Origin of the sequence: Pseudomonas poae, from assembly GCA_028869255.1 — a bacterium.
Classification (GTDB): domain Bacteria; phylum Pseudomonadota; class Gammaproteobacteria; order Pseudomonadales; family Pseudomonadaceae; genus Aquipseudomonas; species Aquipseudomonas poae_C.
Map to the genome: position 1 here is coordinate 590,485 of CP110972.1, position 21,682 is coordinate 612,166.

Annotated in this window: 21 protein-coding genes and 2 pseudogenes; 8 read left to right on the plus strand and 15 right to left on the minus strand. The window is 60.5% G+C overall.

Going from position 1 to position 21,682, the window contains the following annotated elements; genetic code table 11:
* The first annotated feature begins 5 nt into the window (after nt 1-5).
* Nucleotides 6-365, plus strand: coding sequence for a hypothetical protein (locus tag LRS56_02825; protein WDU63510.1), 360 nt, complete (start codon nt 6-8; stop codon nt 363-365).
* A gap of 34 nt (nt 366-399) precedes the next feature.
* Here LRS56_02825 and LRS56_02830 read toward each other — a convergent pair whose 3' ends face one another.
* The 5 genes and pseudogenes from LRS56_02830 to LRS56_02850 all read right to left on the minus strand — a co-directional run bounded on the left by LRS56_02830 (nt 400) and on the right by LRS56_02850 (nt 3,385).
* The gene (locus LRS56_02830) at nt 400-1,440 is read right to left on the minus strand and encodes an EamA family transporter (protein ID WDU63511.1); all 1,041 of its coding nucleotides are present in this window, start codon (nt 1,438-1,440) and stop codon (nt 400-402) included.
* Nucleotides 1,441-1,490: 50 nt separating this feature from the next.
* Nucleotides 1,491-1,826, minus strand: coding sequence for a hypothetical protein (locus tag LRS56_02835; GenBank protein ID WDU63512.1), 336 nt, complete (start codon nt 1,824-1,826; stop codon nt 1,491-1,493).
* Between the two features lie 166 nt (nt 1,827-1,992).
* Nucleotides 1,993-2,121: pseudogene (locus LRS56_02840) on the minus strand ((Fe-S)-binding protein).
* 265 nt (nt 2,122-2,386) lie between these two features.
* Complete coding sequence (locus LRS56_02845; GenBank protein WDU63513.1) at nt 2,387-2,965, minus strand: DUF4337 domain-containing protein; 579 nt, start codon at nt 2,963-2,965, stop codon at nt 2,387-2,389.
* Between the two features lie 54 nt (nt 2,966-3,019).
* Nucleotides 3,020-3,385: a DUF2784 domain-containing protein gene (locus LRS56_02850; GenBank protein ID WDU63514.1), complete on the minus strand. Its 366-nt coding sequence runs from the start codon at nt 3,383-3,385 to the stop codon at nt 3,020-3,022.
* A 108-nt stretch (nt 3,386-3,493) separates the two neighbouring features.
* On the opposite strand from LRS56_02850, the gene LRS56_02855 reads away from it, so the two are divergent.
* A complete protein-coding gene (locus LRS56_02855; GenBank protein ID WDU63515.1) occupies nt 3,494-4,183 on the plus strand; it encodes an HAD-IA family hydrolase in 690 nt (229 codons plus the stop codon).
* 66 nt (nt 4,184-4,249) lie between these two features.
* Here the strand turns inward: LRS56_02855 and LRS56_02860 are convergent, their stop codons facing one another.
* A complete protein-coding gene (locus tag LRS56_02860; GenBank protein WDU63516.1) occupies nt 4,250-4,996 on the minus strand; it encodes a 3-oxoacyl-ACP reductase FabG in 747 nt (248 codons plus the stop codon).
* 107 nt (nt 4,997-5,103) lie between these two features.
* Here LRS56_02860 and LRS56_02865 point away from each other — a divergent pair, with 107 nt between their 5' ends.
* Nucleotides 5,104-6,027, plus strand: coding sequence for a LysR family transcriptional regulator (locus LRS56_02865; protein ID WDU63517.1), 924 nt, complete (start codon nt 5,104-5,106; stop codon nt 6,025-6,027).
* Nucleotides 6,028-6,140: 113 nt separating this feature from the next.
* Here LRS56_02865 and LRS56_02870 read toward each other — a convergent pair whose 3' ends face one another.
* From LRS56_02870 to LRS56_02880, 3 genes and pseudogenes are all read right to left on the minus strand, one after another.
* Nucleotides 6,141-6,869 (minus strand): aspartate/glutamate racemase family protein, encoded by a 729-nt coding sequence (locus LRS56_02870; GenBank protein ID WDU63518.1) that lies wholly within the window; start codon nt 6,867-6,869, stop codon nt 6,141-6,143.
* A 13-nt stretch (nt 6,870-6,882) separates the two neighbouring features.
* Nucleotides 6,883-8,408: pseudogene (locus LRS56_02875) on the minus strand (NCS1 family nucleobase:cation symporter-1).
* A 409-nt stretch (nt 8,409-8,817) separates the two neighbouring features.
* On the minus strand, nt 8,818-9,552 hold the full coding sequence (locus LRS56_02880; protein ID WDU63519.1) for a phosphoadenylyl-sulfate reductase: 735 nt from the start codon (nt 9,550-9,552) through the stop codon (nt 8,818-8,820).
* 153 nt (nt 9,553-9,705) lie between these two features.
* On the opposite strand from LRS56_02880, the gene thrH reads away from it, so the two are divergent.
* Nucleotides 9,706-10,323 (plus strand): bifunctional phosphoserine phosphatase/homoserine phosphotransferase ThrH, encoded by a 618-nt coding sequence (gene thrH, locus LRS56_02885; protein WDU63520.1) that lies wholly within the window; start codon nt 9,706-9,708, stop codon nt 10,321-10,323.
* A 139-nt stretch (nt 10,324-10,462) separates the two neighbouring features.
* Here the strand turns inward: thrH and LRS56_02890 are convergent, their stop codons facing one another.
* The 6 genes from LRS56_02890 to LRS56_02915 all read right to left on the minus strand — a co-directional run bounded on the left by LRS56_02890 (nt 10,463) and on the right by LRS56_02915 (nt 15,838).
* Entirely contained in the window at nt 10,463-10,819 is a 357-nt protein-coding gene (locus tag LRS56_02890; GenBank protein WDU63521.1) for a transcriptional regulator, read from the minus strand.
* Nucleotides 10,819-11,121: a type II toxin-antitoxin system HigB family toxin gene (locus LRS56_02895; GenBank protein ID WDU63522.1), complete on the minus strand. Its 303-nt coding sequence runs from the start codon at nt 11,119-11,121 to the stop codon at nt 10,819-10,821. Before LRS56_02895 ends, LRS56_02890 begins: the two co-directional genes overlap by 1 nt.
* A gap of 135 nt (nt 11,122-11,256) precedes the next feature.
* Complete coding sequence (gene pabB / locus LRS56_02900; GenBank protein ID WDU63523.1) at nt 11,257-12,600, minus strand: aminodeoxychorismate synthase component I; 1,344 nt, start codon at nt 12,598-12,600, stop codon at nt 11,257-11,259.
* A 189-nt stretch (nt 12,601-12,789) separates the two neighbouring features.
* Nucleotides 12,790-13,776, minus strand: coding sequence for an alpha-L-glutamate ligase-like protein (locus tag LRS56_02905; protein WDU63524.1), 987 nt, complete (start codon nt 13,774-13,776; stop codon nt 12,790-12,792).
* Nucleotides 13,776-15,308 carry an inactive transglutaminase family protein gene (locus LRS56_02910; GenBank protein WDU63525.1) on the minus strand — a complete coding sequence of 511 codons (1,533 nt, stop codon included), beginning with the start codon at nt 15,306-15,308 and terminating at the stop codon, nt 13,776-13,778. The genes LRS56_02905 and LRS56_02910 overlap by 1 nt, the downstream gene beginning before the upstream one ends.
* 5 nt (nt 15,309-15,313) lie before the next feature.
* Nucleotides 15,314-15,838: an ATP-dependent zinc protease gene (locus LRS56_02915; protein WDU65683.1), complete on the minus strand. Its 525-nt coding sequence runs from the start codon at nt 15,836-15,838 to the stop codon at nt 15,314-15,316.
* 294 nt (nt 15,839-16,132) lie between these two features.
* Here LRS56_02915 and LRS56_02920 point away from each other — a divergent pair, with 294 nt between their 5' ends.
* From LRS56_02920 to acnD, 4 genes are all read left to right on the plus strand, one after another.
* Nucleotides 16,133-16,846 (plus strand): GntR family transcriptional regulator, encoded by a 714-nt coding sequence (locus LRS56_02920; protein ID WDU63526.1) that lies wholly within the window; start codon nt 16,133-16,135, stop codon nt 16,844-16,846.
* Nucleotides 16,843-17,736, plus strand: coding sequence for a methylisocitrate lyase (prpB, locus tag LRS56_02925; protein WDU63527.1), 894 nt, complete (start codon nt 16,843-16,845; stop codon nt 17,734-17,736). The genes LRS56_02920 and prpB overlap by 4 nt, the downstream gene beginning before the upstream one ends.
* A 42-nt stretch (nt 17,737-17,778) precedes the next feature.
* Nucleotides 17,779-18,906 carry a 2-methylcitrate synthase gene (prpC, locus tag LRS56_02930; GenBank protein ID WDU63528.1) on the plus strand — a complete coding sequence of 376 codons (1,128 nt, stop codon included), beginning with the start codon at nt 17,779-17,781 and terminating at the stop codon, nt 18,904-18,906.
* 181 nt (nt 18,907-19,087) lie between these two features.
* Entirely contained in the window at nt 19,088-21,682 is a 2,595-nt protein-coding gene (gene acnD / locus LRS56_02935; GenBank protein ID WDU63529.1) for a Fe/S-dependent 2-methylisocitrate dehydratase AcnD, read from the plus strand.

Here is a 21,682-nt window from a genome sequence, read left to right on the forward strand (position 1 = left end):
ATTAAATGGTGTTCGAATACATCGGCATGTGCTCGTCCGTCATCATGCTACTCAGCATCCCTCTCACATTTTTTGTAATGTTCAAAAAGCTCGACGCAGCAGAACGCTATGTGGAACACAGCGACTATGTAATCCTGCACAGGCGGATTTTCCGTAATGCTCCATTTGAAGGCCGACAGGTACGCCTATTTGCCATGGCTATCATCATTCTTATCCCAAAAGTACTCCAATGGAGGCGTTTAGTAAGGGTTGAGGACGTTGAAAAAATCCCACGACATCTCAAGTACTGGATGGTCATACCGACACTGATTGCTTTCACATCCGCTACCGTCATGTGTATCAGCTGGCTTCTTATGGAAAATTAATCCTCCCTGCAATACGGGCAACTCTCTGTCGCCCTCAATGCCGATGCCGATGATGCACATCCGGAAAATGCGCATGGCTATGCCTCACCACACTGTGCTCATGCACATGACTATGCGGCTGCGCCGGGTCCCACTCAAACCCATGCTCATGCTGATGATGCTCATCATGCACATGCCGGTGCCCGTGCTCCGTCGCCTCATGCCGATGCTCATGGGCGTGCCGCTCCGTGAGGTGCAGCCAAACCCCAACGGCCATCAGCGCGGACGCAACCCAGAACGCGACTGTCACCGACTCCCCGAACGCCAGCAGCGCCACCGCAGCCCCCAGGAACGGCGCCGTCGAGAAGTAGGCGCCGGTTCGCGCACTGCCCAGCCCGCGCAACGCCAGCACAAACATGACCAGGCTGATGCCATACCCCAGAAACCCGACCAATAAGATAGGCGTCAATTGCGCCAAAGCCGGTATCTGCGCGCCGAGATACAGCGCCAGGCTGCAATTCACCACGCCGGCAATCAGCCCTTTGACGCCCGCGATAAACAACGCGTCCGACGCTGAAACCTTGCGCGTCAGGTTGTTATCGATCCCCCAGCACAAGCACGCTACGGCGACTGCAAACGGGCCGATCCAGTCGTGGCTGGCGCCGCCGCCATCGGACCATGACAACACTAAACCGCCCATGACTATCGCGATCATGCCGATAATCAGGCGGCGGTCTGCGTTTTCTCTGAACACCAGCCAGGCGATGACGGCGGTCAACACCGATTCAAGGTTGAGCATCAGGGCGGCGGTTGCGCCGGCGGTGCGGGTCAGGCCGAACATCAGGGCTACGGGGCCGAGGATGCCGCCGAAGGCGATGGCGCCGATCAGCCACGGCCATTCGGAGGGGGCCAGGCCGCTGGGTTGCCAGCCGCGATCGCGGATCAGGCGTACGCCGGCGAGGCCGATGCCGCTGCCCAGGTAGAGCAGGCCGGCGAGCAGCACGGGCGAGAGGCTCAGGCCGAGACTTTTGGCGAGCGGGGTGCTGGCGCCGAACAGGGCGGCGGCCGCTAGGGCATAAACAATACTGAGGTTCATGGGCCGTCCTCGAGAGTTCAGCCCATGATACGTGGTAAATCCCGGGGGATTTACTGCGCGGTTTTCAGCTTGATCACATCACCCGAAATGCTGGTGGTGTAACCGCTCAGCACCCAGGCCCAGAACCATTTTTCCTGGATCTGGGTATTGATCAGCGCGTCGCCGCCTTTTGCCTTGATGGCAGCATCCTGGGCGCGCACGAAACGGCTGTTCTGGCCGATTGGGATGATGCCGAACAACATGATACCGGTGGCGCTGGCTTGGCTGTGGCCGATCACGGTGTATTGGCTGCTGTCGTACTGCGGGGATTTGATGGCGGTGCCGGTGCAACCTGCAAGCGCGAAACCGAGAACAGCTGCTGCAACCACTTTACTGACGTACTTCACGGGGTAACTCCATGGGCTCAATAGTCGAGATTCAATTCTCGAAGGCGCGCCACTCTAATGCCCGTAACGTCAGATTGGAATTATTTGCCCGAAAATTTCATCTTCAAGCCAGCGCTACCGACACGCGCTTGTAGCTCCTGTTCGGTGGAGCGTTGCATGAGGTTGCTTAAGCGAGCAGGTCTTCGTAAAAAGCGTCGTAGGGTTTGGTCGCGTGGGCGATCTGGATTTCCATAATCCACAAGCCTGCATTCGGGTAGTGCTCGAAGTCGCCCAGGTCGCCGCTGCGGTGGATGGCCTTCCAGGTCATGGCCTGTAGCGCATGGATTCAATGCTGTAGGCGGCGCCCACGGCTTCTCTGGGTTGTGCGGACACCGGGTTTTCCTTGGGTAGTGTTATTTCTTTTGCTATGTAGCGACTCGATGACAGAGCCCAACCCTGAAAACACCGAAGAGCACATGTGGGAGCGGGCTTGCTCGCGAAGGCAGTTTGTCAGGCACATAGATACTGGCAGACCCACTGCCTTCGCGAGCAAGCCCGCTCCCACATTAAACTGTGCTCAGTCAGAGATGCAGCCAGGCCAGGCTGCCGAGTACCACGGCCACACCGCCGGCCGTGTACGACATGCGTTTAAGCCATTCCTTGCGCGTCAGCAACGTAATCGCCGCCAACGAAATCGCGATCTGAATTGCGGTCATCGCCTGGGCCCAGCGATGATGTTGATGCAGGGCCTGTTCCGATTTCTCATCCCATTGCTTCGAGGTCGCTTCGAGTATTTCCGCCTGTTTGCGCACCTCTTCCTTCTGGCTTTTGTAGCGCTCGATCTCATCCTTGTAATGCGCGGCGTCCACGCCGGGAATGTGCGTGGCCAGTTCCGCGAGGTTTTGGCGGCTGGACTTGGCCTGGTAGTAGTTCCACTGATTGGCGGCTTCGGTCTTGATGATGGCGGCGTTGTTCTTGTCCATCGCCGCTTCGCTTTCGCTGGAGCCGGCCTGGTAACTGAGCATCGCGCCGACCGTGGCCATGATGGCGGTCATTACCGCGATGCGGCTGGCGAAGGTGTCTGCGCGGCCGTGGGCATGTTCGGTGGTGTGTTCGAGGTGTTTTTCGTGGGGGCTGGGGACTTCGAAGGCTTCGGACATGGGGGCGTCTGTGAAGGGACTGAGGGAGTTTGATTCTTCACCAGTGAAGCTGTCTCAATCCTGTACGTAACGCCGGATCAGCCACCCATACAGCGTGATATTGATCAACAGCACCAAGGCACCCAGCCCCAGCTGAATCTGCGGGGTCAGCCCGGCGGGGTAGATCAGCGCCAGGATGTAATGCTCGATAAACCCCGCGCCATATCCATCCTGACCGGCGAGGTGACGCAGCAGGTTTTCCCAGCGGGTCAGCGGGCAGGGCAGGTGGAACACCTCCACCGCCACCCCCCAGGCGGCAGCGGGCAGGTGCAGCCCGATAACCGGTCGCCATTTAAGGGCCAGCAGGCCGCCGAACAGCACGAACAGGATAAAACACAGGTGAAACAGCACCAGGCTGTCGGCGGCTAGGCGGTAGAGCATTGCGCGCGCTTCTAAAGGAGGGGGGCACAGTCTAAAGGGTTGCTTGCGGGCAAGTGTGGCCGTTATTGTGCTGAATCCTTTTAGTCCTTCCCCCAGGGTTTTGTTGTGATGAATGCACCGCGTACCGCAGTCGGTCCGATCAAGGCCGTGATTTTTGATATGGACGGGTTATTGCTGGACACGGAAGGCATCTACACCGAAGTCACACAGATCATCGCCGAACGCTACGGCCGTACCTACGACTGGGGGATCAAGCAACACATTATCGGGCGCGGTGCCCAGGACCTGGCCGACTACGTGGTCAAGGCGCTGGACCTGCCGATTACCTCGGCCGAGTTTCTGCAAATCCGTGAACCGCTGATGAGCGAGCGTTTCCCCAAGGCCCTGGGCATGCCCGGTGCCGAAGCGCTGGTGCGGCATTTGAAGGCTCACAATATTCCAATTGCCGTGGGCACCAGTTCGTCGCGCAATTCGTTTGGCCACAAAACCACCTTGCACCGCGAGTGGTTCAGCTTGTTCGGCACGATCGTCACGGCCGACGACCCGGAAGTCGGCGCCGCCAAGCCTGCGCCGGATATCTTCCTCACTGCCGCCCGCCGTCTGGGCGTAGCGCCCAAGGATTGCCTGGTGTTCGAGGATTCGCCCTTCGGTGTGACTGCCGCCAAGGCCGCCCACATGACCGCCATCGCCGTGCCCGATGAGGCCATGGCTGACAGCAAGTACCACCATGCCGACCAGATCATCCGCAAACTCGCGGATTTCGACCTGGCCGCCTATGGCCTGCCTCCAATGTACTGACGCAACGTGGCCCAATGTGGGAGGGAGGCCCCCGCCCACATTGGGTTTTGCAGTGTTCCAGCAAGCCTAGGCGCTGAAACCGCCATCAATCGTCAGGCTTGCCCCGGTGATGTAACCCGCTTCCGGCCCGGCCAGATAGGCGACGAAGCTGGCAATCTCTTCTACATGCCCATAACGCCCAACTGCCATCAACCCGATCAGACTCTCGGCGAACTCACTGTTCGCCGGGTTCATATCGGTGTCCACCGGCCCAGGCTGCACGTTATTGATGGTGATGCCACGCGGCCCCAAATCCCGCGCCAAACCCTTGGTCAACCCTACCAGCGCCGCCTTGCTCATCGCATACGGCCCGCCGCCGCCAAACGGCATGCGCTCGGCGTTGGTGCTGCCGATATTGATCACCCTGCCGCCTTCAGCCATGTGCTTGGCCGCTTCCTGAGTGGCGATAAACACGCTGCGTACGTTGATCGCCAAGGTCTGGTCGAAATCTTCCAGCTTGAAGTCTTCAAGCGGTGCGATGGCCAATACACCTGCGTTGTTCACCAAAATATCGATGCGCCCAAAGGCTTCAACGGTGGCGTTGACCGCGTTGCGAATCGCCGTGGCATCGGCGCTGTCGGCCTGAATCGCCAGGGCTTTGCCGCCTTCGCTGATCACGCTGTTCTGCAGTTCTTCGGCTTTTGCGGCCGAGCTGACATAGGTGAAGGCGACGGCTGCACCTTGCGCGGCCAGGCGCTTGACGATGGCGGCGCCGATGCCGCGGGAACCGCCTTGAATCAAGGCGACTTTGCCGCTGAGGTTTTGTGTGGTCATGTCGATCTCCAATTGAGTTGATGAGCCGAGTATCGACCTCACCCGGACAACCCGGTAGACCGCGATTGCTATAGTCTGTGTAAACCAAAAGTTTAGAATGGTGCGATATGGAGAGCTTCGGCAGTATCGAATGCTTTGTGCGCAGCGCTGAAGGCGGCAGCTTCGCCGAGGCTGCACGGCACCTGAGCCTGACCCCGGCGGCGGTCGGCAAAAGCGTCGCCAAGCTGGAAGCGCGCCTCGGCGTCAGGTTGTTTCAACGCAGCACCCGGCGTTTAACCCTGACCGAAGCCGGCAAGCTGTTCCTCGACGAAGTCAGCGGCAGTCTCACCACTATCCAGAACGCCGTCGCCAACCTGGCCAGCGCTGAAGGGCGGCCGGTGGGCACGCTCAAGGTCAGCATGGGCACGGTGTTCGGCAATCGGTATGTGGTGCCGCTGCTAGGGGCGTTTATGCGGCGTTTTCCGGATATCAGCCCCGACTGGCATTTCGATAACCGCCAGGTTGACCTGATCGGCCAGGGCTTCGATGCCGCTATCGGCGGCGGTTTCGAGCTGCCGCAAGGCGTCGTCGCCCGCAAGCTGTCACCGGCCCATCGTGTGCTGGTGGCGTCGTCCGATTACCTGGCCCGCCGCCCGCCGGTGCTGACCCCCGAAGACCTGGCGCGCTGCAGCGGCATCCTGATCCGCTCCCCGCAGACCGGCCGCGTGCGTTCCTGGCAACTGACCAGCCTTGAGCGTGAACATCGCCCCTTGGTACTCAAGCCCGGCATGACCATGAGTGACTCCGAAGCCGCCTGTTGTGCCAGCGCCCAGGGCCTGGGGATTGCACTGGTGAGCATGCCGATGGCGGTGCCGTTTTTGCGCAGTGGCGAGGTGGTGCGCGTGCTACCCGACTGGTATGTGGATGACGGCAATATTTCCATCTACTACGCCGAACATAAGTTGCTGCCGGGCAAGACCCGGGCGTTTGTGGATTTCATCATTGAGCAGTTTGCTGAGCAGAAACTGGGACGCCGCTTCAGTGCGATCTAAAGCCAGGCACACATCCAAAATGTGGGAGGGGGCTTGCCCCGATGAGGGAGTGTCAGCTGGCTGATTTATTGCTGACCCACCGCTATCGGGGGCAAGCCCCTCCCACATAGACCTCAGCGGCCGAACTGGCTTGGCCATCCGATGACTTTCTTTGGCCTTGGCGTCGCGTAAGTCCGGATCTTCGACGTCGACAACCCCAACCGTACCAGCGACTCGGCAATCGTCACCGCCGCCGTCACCCCATCCACCACCGGCACACCGGTACGTTGGCGAATCTGCTCATCCAGCCCGGCCATGCCGCCGCAGCCCAGGCAGATCACCTCGGCCTTGTCCTCGCTGATCGCCAGTTCCGCCTGGCGTACGATGGCTTCCATGGCGGCCAGCGGGTTTTCTTCCAGCTCCAGTACCGCCATGCCGCTGGCGCGCACCGAGGCGCAACGCTGGTACAGGCCGGCGAGTTTCAGGCGGTCTTCAATCAGCGGTACGGTGCGGTCCAGGGTGGTCACCACCGAGTAGGCGTGGCCCAGGAACATCGCGGTGCTGGCGGCCGCTTCAGTGATGTCGACCACCGGCACGTTCAATAATTCCTGCAAGCCTTCGCGGCCATGCTCGCCGTAGCCAGCCTGGATCACCGCATCAAACGGCTGGTCGTAGGCCATCACCCGGTCCATCACGGCGATGGCCGCCAGGTAGCTTTCAAAGTTGCCTTCCACCGATTCGGCGCCGAAGTAAGGCGTGAGCCCGACAATTTCGGTGCCCGGTGCGGCCACGGCCCGTGCCTGCTGGGCGATGGTGTCGGTGATGGAGGCGGTGGTGTTGACGTTGACCACGAGGATACGCATGGAATGTCCTTGATTAATGACTGACGTTATCGACTGCAATGCTTTCGCCGCTGACATCGGCGTAGAACGGCTGACGCTTGGCGATCAGCAGGTACAGCAACCCTGCAATACCGGCGCCAAACAACCAGGAAAACGGCGAGACGCTGGCAAACCCCGGCAACAGCGCCAACAGGATGGCGATCACGGCTGCAGGAATAAACGCCGCCACCGCACGCATATTGACCCCGCGGCTGTAGTAATAAACGCCATTCGGGTCTTCGCTATACAACTGCGGCACGTCCACCTGGCTTTTACGGATCAACCAGTAATCGACCATGATCACCCCGTACAACGGCCCCAGCAACGCGCCCAGGCCGGACAGGAAATACACGATCACCAGCGGGCTGTTGTAGAGGTTCCACGGCAGGATCAGCACCGCCACCGTGGCGCTGATCAACCCGGCGCGGCGGAAGTTCAGGTACTTGGGCGCCAGGTTGCTCAGCACAAAGGCCGGTGCGACGAAGTTGGCCATGATGTTCACCGCCACGGTGACGATCAGGAAGGCCAGGCAACCGAGCACGAGGAACAAGGTATTGGGGATGGCCGCGATGATTTCGGTAGGGCTTTCGATCACCCGGCCATTGAGCTGGAACTGCCCGCCGCACAGCAGCACGGTGATGGCGGCAAACACCAGGATATTCACCGGCAAACCCCAGAAGTTGCCTACTTGAATGGTCTTGCGGCAGGGCGAGGAACGGGCGAAATCGCAGAAATTGAGGATCAGGGTGCCGTAGATTGCCAGCCACAGTGCGCCACCGGCGAAGATATTGCGCCACATCTCACCGCCGCTCAGCGGTTCACGGATCGACCACGCGATGTTGCCGCCCGCCTGGAAGTACATCCAGCCGGCCAGCGCGGCCACGGTCAGCAGAATCACCGGGCCGGCGAAGCCTTCATAGCGCCGCACCATCTCCATGCCGTAGGCGAGGATGACCAGTTGCACGAACCAGATCGCCACAAAACACGCCCAACCCAGCGTCGATAAGCCCAGGATCGAGTTGTGGTCATAGTCGGCGAAGCCGGGATGAATGGCGGTCAGCAACACGCGGAAAACCACCGAGGCCAGGTAGGTCTGAATCCCAAACCAGGCAATCGCAATCACGGCGCGGATCAACGCCGGAATCTGCGCGCCGTGGATGCCGAAGCTGATGCGGCTGATCACCGGAAACGGCACGCCGGTCTTCTGCCCCATATACCCCGACAGATTCATGAAGAAGTACACCAGCGCCGCGCCAATCCCCAGGGACAACAGGATCTGCCAGCCGCCCAGGCCCAGGGCATACAAGCCAATGGCGAACGAGTAGTTGGCGATGTTGTGCACGTCGTTGGTCCATAGGGCAAAGATGCTGTAGCGGCCCCAGCGTCGACCTTCGACCTTGGTGGGCGCGAGGTCCTTGTTGTGCAGGCGCGGGCTCAGTACCAGCGGGCCCGGGCTTGTGGCCTCGGGGTTCAGGGGGAGGGCAGATCCAGTGCGATGTTGTTCGAGAGGCTTGTACGCATTCCGGCAGGCTCCAGCACATCGGCAAGCAAGCTGCTGATGGCAAAGTGTATGTAGGTTTTGTATTTATTGTATACAAAGCGTTTTTCACAATAAGCCACATGCGTGCCAGTTTTCGATCTATGAAAACCTTTGGTAATTTCTTTTTTACAGGTGTTTTAAATAACTCGCTGAATTTAAAGCGATATAAATTGACCATTTGAACAGGTATTTATTTTTTGCTTTTGGAGGTGCGCTATTGAAAGGCAAACAGCGTGGGGAAATGAATGTTACGTATTGGTGCGAAGGTGTATGGATTGCACACATAAATGGCACTTATGGTTACATTAGTGTGTACATTTAAATGCCTGCCACAAAACAAATGTGGGAGGGGGCAAGCCCCCTCCCACATTTTTTTTAGCTCATCAGCCTTCAAGCCTTGCTGATGATATTCCCGGCATGCAGCCCGCATTCCTTCTGCGTGGCTTCTTCCCACCACCAGCGGCCTTCGCGCTCATGCTGGTTCGGCAGCACCGGGCGGGTGCAGGGCTCGCAGCCGATGCTGATAAAGCCGCGCTCGTGCAGGCTGTTGTATGGCAGCTCTAACATGCGGATGTAACCCCAGACTTCCTCGCTGGTCATCTGCGCCAGCGGGTTGAACTTGTACAGGGTGCGTTCCGGGGTGGAGAAAGCGCTGTCGATTTCCAGCGCCGCCACCTGGCTGCGGGTGCCGGGGCTCTGGTCGCGGCGCTGGCCGGTAGCCCAAGCGCTTACACCGGAAAGCTTACGGCGCAGCGGTTCGATCTTGCGCACACCGCAGCATTCGCCGTGGCCATCTTTATAGAAGCTGAACAAGCCTTTCTCTTTGACGAAGGGTTCCAGCTTGCTCTGGTCCGGCGAGATCAGTTCGATATCGATCTTATAGTGATCGCGCACCTGTTCGATAAACCGGTAGGTCTCCGGGTGCAGCCGGCCAGTGTCGAGGCTGAACACCTTGACGTTCTTGTTCAGCTTCCAGGCCATGTCCACCAGCACCACGTCCTCGGCGCCGCTGAAAGAAATCCACAGGTCATCACCGAACTGGCTGAACGCCAGCTTGAGAATATCCTGGGCGGATTTATTGGCATAAGTCGCGGCGAGTTCAGCGACGTCGAAGGCTTGGTTCATCAGGACGGTTCCTACAGGTCAATGGCGCTGAGCGCTCTATAGGGGAGCGATGGTATCAAAAACCGCCCTGCGTTGCGGCGGCGAGCGTGAATCGCTAGAGTTCGGCAGACCTTTTTTGCTGGCTCAACTTAATAAAACCAATGGGAGCGTCTTGTGGAAATTGCCTGTCTCGACCTGGAAGGGGTACTGGTTCCGGAAATCTGGATCGCCTTCGCTGAAAAAACCGGTATTGAATCGCTGCGGGCGACGACCCGGGACATTCCCGACTACGACGTGCTGATGAAGCAACGCCTGCGCATCCTCGACGAGCATGGGCTCAAACTCGCGGATATCCAGGAAGTGATCGCCACGCTCAAGCCGCTGGACGGTGCCATCGAGTTCGTCAACTGGCTGCGCGAGCGCTTCCAGGTGGTGATCCTTTCCGACACGTTCTACGAATTCTCCCAGCCATTGATGCGCCAACTGGGGTTCCCGACCTTGCTCTGCCACCGTCTGATCACCGACGAAAACGACCGCGTGGTGAGCTACCAACTGCGCCAGAAAGACCCCAAGCGCCAGTCGGTGCTGGCATTCAAAACCCTTTACTACCGCGTGATCGCTGCTGGCGATTCCTACAACGACACCACCATGCTGGGCGAGGCCGACCGCGGGATTCTGTTCCACGCACCCGAGAACGTGATTCGCGAGTTCCCGCAGTTCCCGGCGGTGCATACGTTTGAAGATTTGAAGCAAGAGTTTATCAAGGCGTCGAATCGTTCATTGAGCCTGTAGGTTCTGCGGGGAGGCGGATGGCCTCTTCGCAGGCAAGCCAGCTCCCACATTCGGTCGCGCTCCCACAGGATAAACGCGGTCAAATGTGGGAGCGGGCTTGCTCGCGAAGGGGCCGGTAAAGCCACTGCATATCTTCCCGTTAAACCCCAGCGAGCAACCGCTCGTAAGGAATGCTCAACCCCTCATGCAGGCGTTTGATCATCGACAAGCTCAGCTTGCGCTTGTGATTCAGCACTTCGGATACTCGCCCGCTGGTACCAATGAAAGGCTCAAGGTCGCGGGCGGTCATGCCTAACTGCTCCATGCGAAATCTGATCGCTTCCACCGGGTCCGACGCCGGCATTGGAAAGTGTTCCGCCTCGTACTTCTCAATCAGTACAGCGAGGATTTCCAGCTCGTCACCTTCAGGCGAGCCGATCTCTGCTCCCCAGATCTGCTCGACCCGAGCGAGCGCAGCCGTAAGATCTTCCTGGGAATGAATAGGTTTGATGTTCATCACACGGTCTCCGCGTTGATCTGACCGTATTGCTCATGGGGTCCCACAAAGCGGATGAACCCCAGCTGTCGTTGATAGTCGATCGCCATGATCACTCGATACTTGTTGCCGCTCACGTTGAACACAACCCTGCCGCCTTTGAGAATGCTCGCTGTTCGAAGCTCGGCTTTGAGTGCCTGCGGCGTTGCATAAGGGGTCTTCTCCAAATGGCGATACAGCTCGACCAGCGGCGTTTTGGCGTCGGTATAAGCGGGGTGGCTTTCCCAGAATATTCGTAAGGTGCAGAGAGCGATTACCCGCATCGCTGAAACCTCCCAATTCGGGAGGTAATAGGTGCGGTTGGATGGATATGCAATCCCGGAAATAATTTCTGACGAGTAGTCGGCAGTCGCTTCATGTGATCCTTCACAGACGGCGGGTGGGCGGTCTGCCGGACGCTACAGACCTTCCAAAGTTTGTAACAACACCCGCACCTTGGTCAGTGACTCCTGATACTCCGCTTCCCACTGCGAGTCCGCCACGATCCCGCCGCCGCCCCAGCAGCACACCTGGCCATCCTTGACCAGCAGACTGCGTATCGCGATGGAGCTGTCCATCTCGCCGCGCACATCCAGGTACACCAGCGAGCCGCAGTACAACCCACGTCGGGTCGGCTCCAGCTCGTCGATGATCTGCATGGCGCGAATCTTCGGCGCGCCGGTGATGGAGCCGCCGGGGAAGCTGCCGGCGATCAGGTCGAGGGGGTCTTTGTCGTCGGCCAACACGCCGGTCACGCTGCTGACCAGGTGGTGCACATTGGGGTAGGTTTCCAGGCTGAACAGCTCCGGGACCTTTACCGAGCCGGTGCGGCACGTGCGGCCGAGGTCGTTGCGCAGCAGGTCGACGATCATCAGGTTTTCGGCACGATCCTTGGGGCTCGCCAGCAGTTCGGCGGCGTTGGCGGCGTCATCTTCAGGCGTCAAACCGCGAGGGCGGGTGCCCTTGATCGGGCGGGTTTCGACTTGGCGTTCGCTGATACGTACGAAGCGCTCCGGCGACAGGCTCAGCACCGCGCCATCATCCGGCAGGCTCTGGAACCCGGAAAACGGCGTCGGGCAGGCTTCGCGCAAGGCGCAATAGGCGGCCCAGGGATCGCCACTGCACGGCGCACGGAAACGCTGGGCGAAGTTGACCTGGTAGCAGTCGCCGGCCTGGATATAGTCTTGGATACGCACGATGGCCTGGCGATACGCCTCGGCGCTGAGGTCCGGTGCCATCGGGCCCTGAAGTTTGAAGGTCGCCGAGGCGTCGACACCGCCATGGCTGAACAGCGCGATCAGCCGTTGCCGTTCGCTGTCGGCGAGCGTCGGGTGAAACACCAGCTGGCTGGCCTGCGCCTGGTGATCGCTGACCAGCGCCCAGGCATACAGCCCGAAACGCGCGTCCGGTAGGTGCAAATCGTCCGCCGCCAGGTGTGGCATGTGTTCCAGGTGCCGGCCGAAGTCATAACTCAGGTAGCCAATCAGGCCGCCGGCGAACGGCAGCTCTAAACCTTTGGGGATTGCCGCTTCACCCAGCTGCGTCAGGTTTTTGCGTAAACGCTGCAGGAAATCACTGCCGCTCTCGTCAGGCTGTACGGTCAACGTCGCGTGTGGCCAGGCGCTGAGCAGGTCATAACGCCCGCGCTCAGCCGACGGGCGGCCGCTGTCGAGCAGCACCGCGCCGGGGGCATGGCGGATCGCCGCAAAATACTCGGCGGGGTTGGCGCGGTAGGGCAGCGGGTGTACGGAACAGGTTGGCATGCGGGGTGGATCAGCCGTTGGCGTGGGGGAGGGGATTGTAGTCCGCCATAGGATTTGGTCCTAGGGGTAGCTGGACTGAGGTTACATCCAAATAGAATGCCATCGCCGGCAAGCCAGCTCCCACATTGGGCTATGTGAACCCGATCATCTGTGGGAGCTGGCTTGCCGGCGATGCAGACGGCGCGGTGTTCAGCCCTCTACGGCAGGGATATGCCCAAACATTTCCTGCACAAACTTCACCCGCTCTTCCGGGGTTTCCGTCACGCCCGCAGCTTTCAATGCTTCGAGCCGCGCCTCGACCGCATGGGTGCGCAGGGTCAGGCCGCAGTCATTGGCGATCTGGATATTCAGCCCCGGCCGCGCATTCAGCTCGAGGATCAGCGGGCCTTTTTCCTGGTCCAGCACCATGTCCACGCCGATATAGCCCAGCCCGCACAGCTCATAGCAGCCGGCCGCGAGCTTCATGAAACCGTCCCAGTTGGGCAGTTGCACGCCGTCCACCGCGTTGGTGGTGTCAGGGTGCTTGGTGATGATGGTGTTCAGCCAGGTGCCGCGCAGGGTCAGGCCGGTGGCCAGGTCAACCCCCACGCCGATGGCGCCCTGGTGCAGGTTGGCCTTGCCGCCGGACTGGCGGGTCGGCAGACGCAGCATGGCCATCACCGGATAGCCCATCAGCACGATAATGCGGATGTCCGGCACGCCCTCGTAGCTGATGCTCTTGAAGATCTGGTCGGGCACCACGCGGTACTCGATCAGTGCGCGGTCGCGGTGGCCGCCCAGGGAATACAGGCCGGTGAGGATGCTGGAAATCTGATGCTCGATTTCTTCATGGCTGATGATCTTGCCCGACACCGTGCGGTAGCGCCCTTCAAAGCGGTCGGCCACCACCAGGATGCCGTCCCCGCCGGCGCCCTGGGCCGGTTTGATCACGAAATCGCTGCGCCCACCGATGATCTCGTCGAGCTTGTCGATTTCCTTCTCGGTAGAAATGACCCCGTACATCTCCGGCACATGGATGCCGGCCGCCATGGCCCGTTCCTTGGTGATGATCTTGTCATCCACAATCGGGTACAGGCTGCGTTTGTTGTACTTGAGCACGTAGTCGGCATTACGCCGGTTGATGCCCATGATCCCCCGCGCTTCCAGGGCTTTCCAGGTCTTCCAGAAGCCGAACATTACGAATCAGCCTTCAGGAAAGCCTTGAAACGCACCAGTTCGGTCAGGCGGTAGCCGCGATAGCGACCCATGGCCAGCATGAAGCCCACCAGGATCAGCAGGATCGCCGGGAAGGTGAACACGAAGTAGACCAGCTCCGGCACGCTCATGATCAGGTGCGCCAGGGACGCGGCGAACAGCGTACCGATCGCCACTTTCAGCGCATGGTTGGCGCCGCGTTCTTCCCAGGTGATCGACAAGCGTTCGATGGTCATGGTCAGAATCACCATCGGGAACAGCGCCACCGACAGCCCGCGCTCCAGCCCCAGTTTGTGACTGAACAGGCTGATGGCCGCAATCAGCACCACCACGAAGGTCAGCACCACCGACAGCCTCGGCAGCATCTGTAGCTTCAAGTGTTCCAGGTACGACCTGAGGGACAGCCCCAGCGCGGTAATAATGGTGAACAGCACAATCCCGAAGCCCAGTTGCGTCTCGCGGAACGCCAGGGCGATCAGCACCGGGGTAAAGGTGCCCAGGGTCTGCAGGCCGATCAGGTTGCGCAGGATCAGGATCACCAGCACGCCAATCGGGATCATCACCATGATCATGAAAGTCTGCTGGGTCTGCAGCGGCAGGCCGTACAGCGAGTATTCGAGGAAGTTGGCGTCGGTGTTTTCGTCGGTCAGCTTGGCCAGGCGGATCGCGTTCATTTCGCTGTTGTTCAGGCTGAAGGTGACCATGGCTTTCTTGCCGCCATCGACGGTGATCAGGTTTTCATCGCCGGTCCACCATAGCAGGCGGTCGGCGGGCAGGCCCTGTTCGCCGGTTTCCGGGTTGAAGTACAACCAGTCATTGCCATTGAAGCTGCGCAGCCACAGTTCCGGGGCTTGCGGCTGGTCGGCCACCAGGCGGATGGTGTGGACTTTTTCCACCGGCACGTGGGCGATGGACAGCAGCAGTTCGACGATCTTGGCCTTGTGCGGCGTGGATGGATCACCCGCCAGCAGCAGCTTCACATTGTCGTCGTTGAGGTTGTTGGTGCGCTTGATGGCTTCGGTGATAAAGGTTTCGACGTCGGCGGAGTGCTGGCGGATCGGCGCCAGCAGGGCTTCGGCAGCGATTTTTTCCGGGCCTTCCACGGCGATGCTGTCACGGAAGGTCGGGCCCTTGACCTTGACCTTTTCACCGCTGTAACGCTTGGTCAGCACCAGGCGGTAATACAGGGTCTGGTTGCCCTTGGCGCGGCGCGCCGACCAGGTGACCTTGCGGTTGCCGTCGGTGCGGTTGACGCTCACACCATAGTTATTCGAGATAAAACTCTCATTGAGGCTGACGAAGTCGCGGCTCAGCGGCGGCACGAACATCTGGATTTTTACCGGGTCTTTCGGGTTGGCGACGAACTCGACCTTGGCGTCGATGTTCCACAAGTCGTCGGTGGCGTCCTCGGTGACGGGAATCCCCAGCACGAAAATCTGATAGGCGGTGACCGAAATACCTAACACCACCAGGATGGCGATGAGGATTCTCAGGTGCAGGGTTAGAGAGCGCATTCGGTTTACTCGGCGGTATGAGCGTCGGCGGCGCAGGCGGGTTTGCCTGCTGCGTATTTAAGACTGGGGTCGACCAGCGCATCAAAGCGTTTCAACGCTTCGGAGCCGATCAGCAGCGGGTATTGGAAAGCGCTGCGGTCAGTCAAGTTCACTTCGATGCTGCGTAAAGCGGTGCCCATGCAGATATCCAGGGCAATCACCGGACGGGCTGTGTAGTTCTTGTCCTCATCGGGGTCGTAGTCACCGGCGCGGCGCTTGATCTTGCTGACGCGGGCCAGGGGGCGTTCGATGGGGTGGGAATGGGCGGTGTCGATAGCCAGGTAGAAGCGTACCCAGGATTCGCCATTGCGCTTGAAGCGCTTGATATCACGGGCGCTGAGGGACGCGGTCTTGGCGCCGGTGTCCAGTTTGGCGGCGACTTCCAGGTCGATGCCGGCCAGTTGGGCGTATTCGTTGAGGCCATACACGGTCTTCTCGGCGGCGGCACAAAGCCCCGGTAAGAGTGCCGGTATAAACAGCAGGCAAAGCAAAAGGGGGAGGGCTTGAGTCTCATAGATCCTGAGGCGGTGCAGTGCGATGTTCCATTCATGGCGACTGGCATTGCTGCTCAATCTCTAGTGCGCCGTTTCATCAAGCGATGTCAGGCAAATGCGGCGGGCATTCTAACATGATGCTTTTCTGGCGCCAGCGCTGGCAGGCGGCCATGCCCTGATCGGGTGCATTCAAGGGTTATTAGACGATTGTCGACAATGTGTATTTATTCTTTGACTAAATGAGGCTGATTGGCTAGTTTTTGCCGAATTGCTTTTAAAGGTGTCGACAATATGCTGGATCAGCTGGAAACCCCAGTGGTGGCGCAAGACGATTCCCAGACCATGTCCGAGAACGTCTTCCGGCGCATCCAGGCGGCCATCGTCAAGGGCGAAATCGCCCCCGGCAGCAAAATTTCCGAGCCGGAACTGGCGCGCACCTATGGCATCAGCCGCGGCCCGCTGCGCGAGGCGATCCACCGCCTGGAAGGCCAGCGCCTGCTGGTGCGCGTGCCCCACGTCGGCGCGCGGGTGGTGAGTTTGAGCCACGCCGAGCTGATCGAGCTCTATGAAATCCGTGAGTCCCTGGAGGGCATGGCCTGCCGTCTGGCCGCCGAGCGCATGACCGACGCGGAGATCGAGGAACTGCGCCAGGTGTTGCACACCCATGAGCGCGACGAAGCCTTCCAGGCCGGCCTCGGCTACTACCAGCAGGAAGGCGACTTCGATTTTCATTACCGGATAATTCAAGGCGCCGGTAATCGCACCCTGACCCAGATGCTCTGCGGCGAGCTGTACCAGTTGGTGCGCATGTACCGCATCCAGTTTTCCGCGACCCCCAATCGTCCACGCCAGGCCTTTGCCGAGCATCACCGCATTCTTGACGCGATTGCCGATCGCGACGGTGAACTGGCCGAGCTGTTGATGCGCCGTCATATCGGCGCGTCCAAACGCAATATTGCCCGTCACTTTCCGGACGGCGCTCCCCAAGCACGAGGTGAGTCATGAGTTCCAACAATAAAAGTACTCCAGGCCAGCGTTTCCGTGACGCGGTCGCCAGCGAACACCCCTTGCAGGTGGTCGGCGCGATTAACGCCAACCACGCCTTGCTGGCCAAGCGCGCCGGGTTCAAGGCGATTTATCTGTCAGGCGGCGGCGTGGCGGCAGGCTCCCTCGGTGTGCCGGATTTGGGCATCACCGGCCTGGATGACGTGCTGACCGACGTGCGCCGCATCACCGACGTGTGCGACCTGCCGCTGCTGGTGGACGTGGACACCGGTTTCGGCTCCTCGGCGTTCAACGTGGCGCGTACCGTCAAGTCGATGATCAAGTTCGGCGCCGCTGCCATCCATATTGAAGACCAGGTGGGCGCCAAGCGCTGCGGCCATCGCCCTAACAAAGAAATCGTGTCCCAACAGGAAATGGTCGATCGCATCAAGGCCGCCGTGGATGCGCGCACCGATGACAGCTTCGTGATCATGGCGCGCACCGACGCCCTGGCGGTCGAAGGGCTGGAGTCCGCCCTGGAGCGAGCCGCCGCCTGCATCGAGGCCGGCGCCGACATGGTGTTCCCGGAAGCCATTACCGAGCTGGACATGTACAAACTGTTCGCCTCCCGTGTGAAAGCGCCGATCCTGGCCAATATCACCGAGTTCGGCGCCACGCCGCTGTACACCACCGAACAGTTGAAATCTGCCGATGTTTCCATCGTGCTGTACCCGCTTTCGGCCTTCCGCGCCATGAACAAGGCCGCCGAAAACGTCTACACCGCGATCCGTCGCGACGGCACCCAGCAGAACGTGATCGACACCATGCAAACCCGCATGGAGCTTTACGATCGCATCGACTACCACACCTTCGAGCAAAAGCTCGACGCGCTGTTCGCCGCGAAGAAGTAACGAACAGGCCTCCCTGAATAACTACAAAATTGGAGAACGAACATGGCTGAAGCAAAAGTATTGAGTGGCGCCGGCCTGCGTGGCCAGGTGGCCGGGCAGACCGCACTGTCCACCGTGGGCCAGGCCGGTGCCGGCTTGACCTATCGGGGCTACGACGTGCGCGAACTGGCGGCCGATGCGCAGTTTGAGGAAGTCGCCTACCTGCTGCTGTACGGCGAACTGCCGACCACCACCGAACTGGCTGCCTACAGCGCCAAGCTGAGCAAACTGCGCGACCTGCCGCAGGCGCTGAAAGAAGTACTGGAACGCATCCCCGCCGACGCCCACCCGATGGACGTGATGCGCACCGGTTGCTCGTTCCTCGGCAATATCGAGCCGGAACAAGACTTCAGCGTGCAGCGCGATGTCACCGACCGTCTGCTCGCCGCTTTCCCGGCGATCATGTGCTACTGGTACCGCTTCAGCCACGACGGCAAGCGTATCGACTGCGTGACTGACGAGCCGAGCATCGGCGGCCACTTCCTGCACCTGCTGCATGGCAAGAAGCCGAGCGCGCTGCATGAAAAAGTCATGAACGTGTCGCTGATTCTGTACGCCGAGCACGAATTCAACGCGTCGACCTTCACCGCCCGCGTGTGTGCATCGACCTTGTCCGACCTCTATTCCTGCGTCACCGCCGCCATTGGCTCGCTACGCGGCCCGCTGCATGGCGGCGCCAACGAAGCGGCGATGGAGATGATCGAGCGTTTCGGGTCCGCCGAAGAAGCTGTCGAAGGCACACTTGGCATGCTGGCGCGCAAAGACAAGATCATGGGCTTCGGCCACGCGATCTACAAAGACAGCGACCCGCGCAATCAGGTGATCAAGGGCTGGTCGAAAAAACTCGCCGACGAAGTGGGCGACAAGGTGCTGTTCCCGGTCTCGGAAGCCATCGACAAGACCATGTGGGAACAGAAGAAGCTGTTCCCCAACGCCGATTTTTACCATGCCTCGGCGTACCACTTCATGGGTATCCCGACAGAGCTGTTCACCCCGATCTTCGTGTGCTCGCGCCTGACTGGCTGGGCCGCGCATGTGTTCGAGCAGCGCGCAAACAACCGCATTATCCGTCCAAGCGCCGAGTACATCGGCGTTGAGCAGCGCAAGTTCGTGCCAATCGAACGTCGCTGAATGAGGAGACCGATGATCCGGGTCTGGTAATCGAATCAAATGTGGGAGCGGGCTTGCTCGCGAATGCGGTGTGTCAATCAACACATCTGTTACTGATACACCGCATTCGCGAGCAAGCCCGCTCCCACATTGGCCCGTCGCAGTCTTCTCCTTTTGTAACTACCGTGACCGAGTCCTGACGATGAACACTGAATTTCGCAAACCGCTGCCCGGCAGCCGCCTGGATTACTACGACGCCCGTGCGGCTGTCGACGCAATCTCCCCCGGTGCCTACGCCACCTTGCCCTACACCTCCCGCGTGCTCGCGGAAAACCTGGTACGCCGTTGCGACCCGGCTACCCTCAACGCCTCCCTGAGCCAACTGATCGAACGCAAGCGCGACCTCGACTTCCCCTGGTTCCCTGCACGGGTGGTGTGCCACGACATCCTCGGTCAAACCGCCCTGGTCGACCTCGCTGGCCTGCGCGATGCCATCGCCCTGCAAGGCGGCGACCCGGCACAGGTCAACCCGGTGGTGCCGACCCAACTGATCGTCGACCACTCCCTGGCTGTCGAAGCCGGTGGTTCCGACCCGGACGCGTTCGAGAAAAACCGCGCCATCGAAGACCGTCGCAACGAAGACCGTTTCCACTTTATCGAGTGGACCAAAAAAGCCTTTAAAAACGTCGACGTGATCCCGCCGGGCAACGGCATCATGCACCAGATCAACCTGGAGAAAATGTCCCCGGTGATCCAGGTGCGCGATGGGGTGGCGTTCCCGGATACCTGCGTCGGCACCGACAGCCACACCCCGCATGTGGATGCCCTGGGCGTGATCGCCATCGGCGTCGGCGGCCTAGAAGCCGAGAGCGTGATGCTCGGCCGCGCCTCGTGGATGCGCCTGCCGGAAATCATCGGCGTCGAGTTGACCGGCACGCTGCTGCCCGGCATCACCGCCACCGACATGGTGCTGGCGCTGACCGAGTTCCTGCGTAAACAGAAAGTGGTCGGTGCATGGCTGGAGTTCTTCGGCGAAGGCGCCTCCAGGCTGACCCTGGGCGACCGTGCGACCATCTCCAACATGGCCCCGGAATACGGCGCCACGGCGGCAATGTTCTATATCGATCAGCAGACCATCGCCTACCTGAAACTCACTGGCCGTGAAGACGAACAAGTCACCCTGGTGGAGCAGTACGCCCGCCATACCGGCTTGTGGGGCGATGACCTCAAGGGCGCGCAATATGAGCGTGGCCTGACGTTCGACCTGTCCAGCGTCGTGCGCAACATGGCCGGCCCGAGCAACCCGCACGCCCGCGTTGCCACCCGCGATCTGGCTGCCAAAGGCATCAGCGGCCAGTGGGAGGATGTGCCGGGGCAAATGCCCGACGGCGCGGTGATCATCGCCGCCATCACCAGTTGCACCAACACCAGCAACCCGCGCAACGTGATCGCTGCCGGCCTGCTGGCGCGCAATGCCAACCAGCTCGGGCTCACCCGCAAGCCGTGGGTCAAATCCTCGTTGGCACCGGGTTCGAAAACCGTGGCCATGTACCTGGAAGAAGCGGGCCTGGGCCATGAGCTGGAAAAACTCGGCTTCGGCGTGGTGGCCTTCGCCTGCACCACCTGCAACGGCATGTCCGGCGCGCTCGACCCGGTGATCCAGCAGGAAATCATCGACCGCGACCTGTATGCCACCGCCGTGTTGTCGGGCAACCGCAACTTCGACGGGCGCATTCACCCGTACGCCAAGCAAGCGTTCCTGGCCTCGCCGCCGCTGGTGGTGGCGTACGCGATTGCCGGCACCATCCGTTTCGACATCGAAAAGGACGTGCTGGGCCTGGACGCAAGCGGCAAGGAAATCCGCCTGCAGGACATCTGGCCGAGCGACGAAGAAATCGACGCAGTGGTCAAGGCTTCGGTCAAACCGGAGCAGTTCCGTGCGGTGTATATCCCGATGTTCGCGATCCACGAAGACACCGGCCCCAAAGTCGCGCCGCTGTACGACTGGCGCCCGCAAAGCACCTATATCCGCCGCCCGCCGTACTGGGAAGGCGCGCTGGCCGGTGCACGGCCGCTCAAGGGCATGCGCCCGCTGGCGGTGCTGCCGGACAACATCACTACTGACCACCTGTCGCCGTCCAACGCGATCATGCTCGACAGCGCCGCCGGTGAATACCTGGCGAAGATGGGCTTGCCGGAGGTCGACTTCAACTCTTACGCAACGCATCGCGGCGACCATTTGACCGCGCAACGCGCCACTTTTGCCAACCCGAAACTGTTCAACGAAATGGTGCTGGAAAACGGCAAGGTCAAGCAGGGCTCCCTGGCGCGTATCGAGCCGGAAGGCCAGGTCACGCGGATGTGGGAAGCCATCGAAACCTACATGGAGCGCAAGCAGCCGCTGATCATCATCGCCGGTGCCGACTACGGCCAGGGCTCGTCCCGCGACTGGGCCGCCAAGGGCGTGCGCCTGGCCGGGGTGGAAGCGATTGCCGCCGAAGGTTTCGAGCGCATCCACCGCACCAACCTGGTGGGCATGGGCGTGCTGCCGCTGGAGTTCCTGCCGGGCACCGACCGCCACACCTTGCAGATCGACGGCAGCGAAACCTATGACGTGGTCGGCGAACGCACCCCGCGTGCGCAGCTGACCTTGGTAATTAACCGCAAGAATGGCGAACGTGTCGAAGTGCCGGTGACGTGCCGCCTGGACACCGCCGAAGAAGTGTCGATCTACGAGGCGGGCGGCGTGTTGCAACGTTTTGCCCAGGACTTCCTGGAATCGGCGGCGACCGCCTGA

Coding starts and splice junctions, on each gene's coding strand:
- LRS56_02825 (WDU63510.1), top strand. CDS start 6: ATGGTGTTCGAATACATCGGCATGTGCTCGTCCGTCATCATGCTACTC.
- LRS56_02830 (WDU63511.1), bottom strand. CDS start 1,440: ATGAACCTCAGTATTGTTTATGCCCTAGCGGCCGCCGCCCTGTTCGGC.
- LRS56_02845 (WDU63513.1), bottom strand. CDS start 2,965: ATGTCCGAAGCCTTCGAAGTCCCCAGCCCCCACGAAAAACACCTCGAA.
- LRS56_02850 (WDU63514.1), bottom strand. CDS start 3,385: ATGCTCTACCGCCTAGCCGCCGACAGCCTGGTGCTGTTTCACCTGTGT.
- LRS56_02855 (WDU63515.1), top strand. CDS start 3,494: ATGAATGCACCGCGTACCGCAGTCGGTCCGATCAAGGCCGTGATTTTT.
- LRS56_02860 (WDU63516.1), bottom strand. CDS start 4,996: ATGACCACACAAAACCTCAGCGGCAAAGTCGCCTTGATTCAAGGCGGT.
- LRS56_02865 (WDU63517.1), top strand. CDS start 5,104: ATGGAGAGCTTCGGCAGTATCGAATGCTTTGTGCGCAGCGCTGAAGGC.
- LRS56_02870 (WDU63518.1), bottom strand. CDS start 6,869: ATGCGTATCCTCGTGGTCAACGTCAACACCACCGCCTCCATCACCGAC.
- LRS56_02880 (WDU63519.1), bottom strand. CDS start 9,552: ATGAACCAAGCCTTCGACGTCGCTGAACTCGCCGCGACTTATGCCAAT.
- LRS56_02890 (WDU63521.1), bottom strand. CDS start 10,819: ATGAACATCAAACCTATTCATTCCCAGGAAGATCTTACGGCTGCGCTC.
- LRS56_02895 (WDU63522.1), bottom strand. CDS start 11,121: ATGCGGGTAATCGCTCTCTGCACCTTACGAATATTCTGGGAAAGCCAC.
- pabB (WDU63523.1), bottom strand. CDS start 12,600: ATGCCAACCTGTTCCGTACACCCGCTGCCCTACCGCGCCAACCCCGCC.
- LRS56_02905 (WDU63524.1), bottom strand. CDS start 13,776: ATGTTCGGCTTCTGGAAGACCTGGAAAGCCCTGGAAGCGCGGGGGATC.
- LRS56_02910 (WDU63525.1), bottom strand. CDS start 15,308: ATGCGCTCTCTAACCCTGCACCTGAGAATCCTCATCGCCATCCTGGTG.
- LRS56_02920 (WDU63526.1), top strand. CDS start 16,133: ATGCTGGATCAGCTGGAAACCCCAGTGGTGGCGCAAGACGATTCCCAG.
- prpB (WDU63527.1), top strand. CDS start 16,843: ATGAGTTCCAACAATAAAAGTACTCCAGGCCAGCGTTTCCGTGACGCG.
- prpC (WDU63528.1), top strand. CDS start 17,779: ATGGCTGAAGCAAAAGTATTGAGTGGCGCCGGCCTGCGTGGCCAGGTG.
- acnD (WDU63529.1), top strand. CDS start 19,088: ATGAACACTGAATTTCGCAAACCGCTGCCCGGCAGCCGCCTGGATTAC.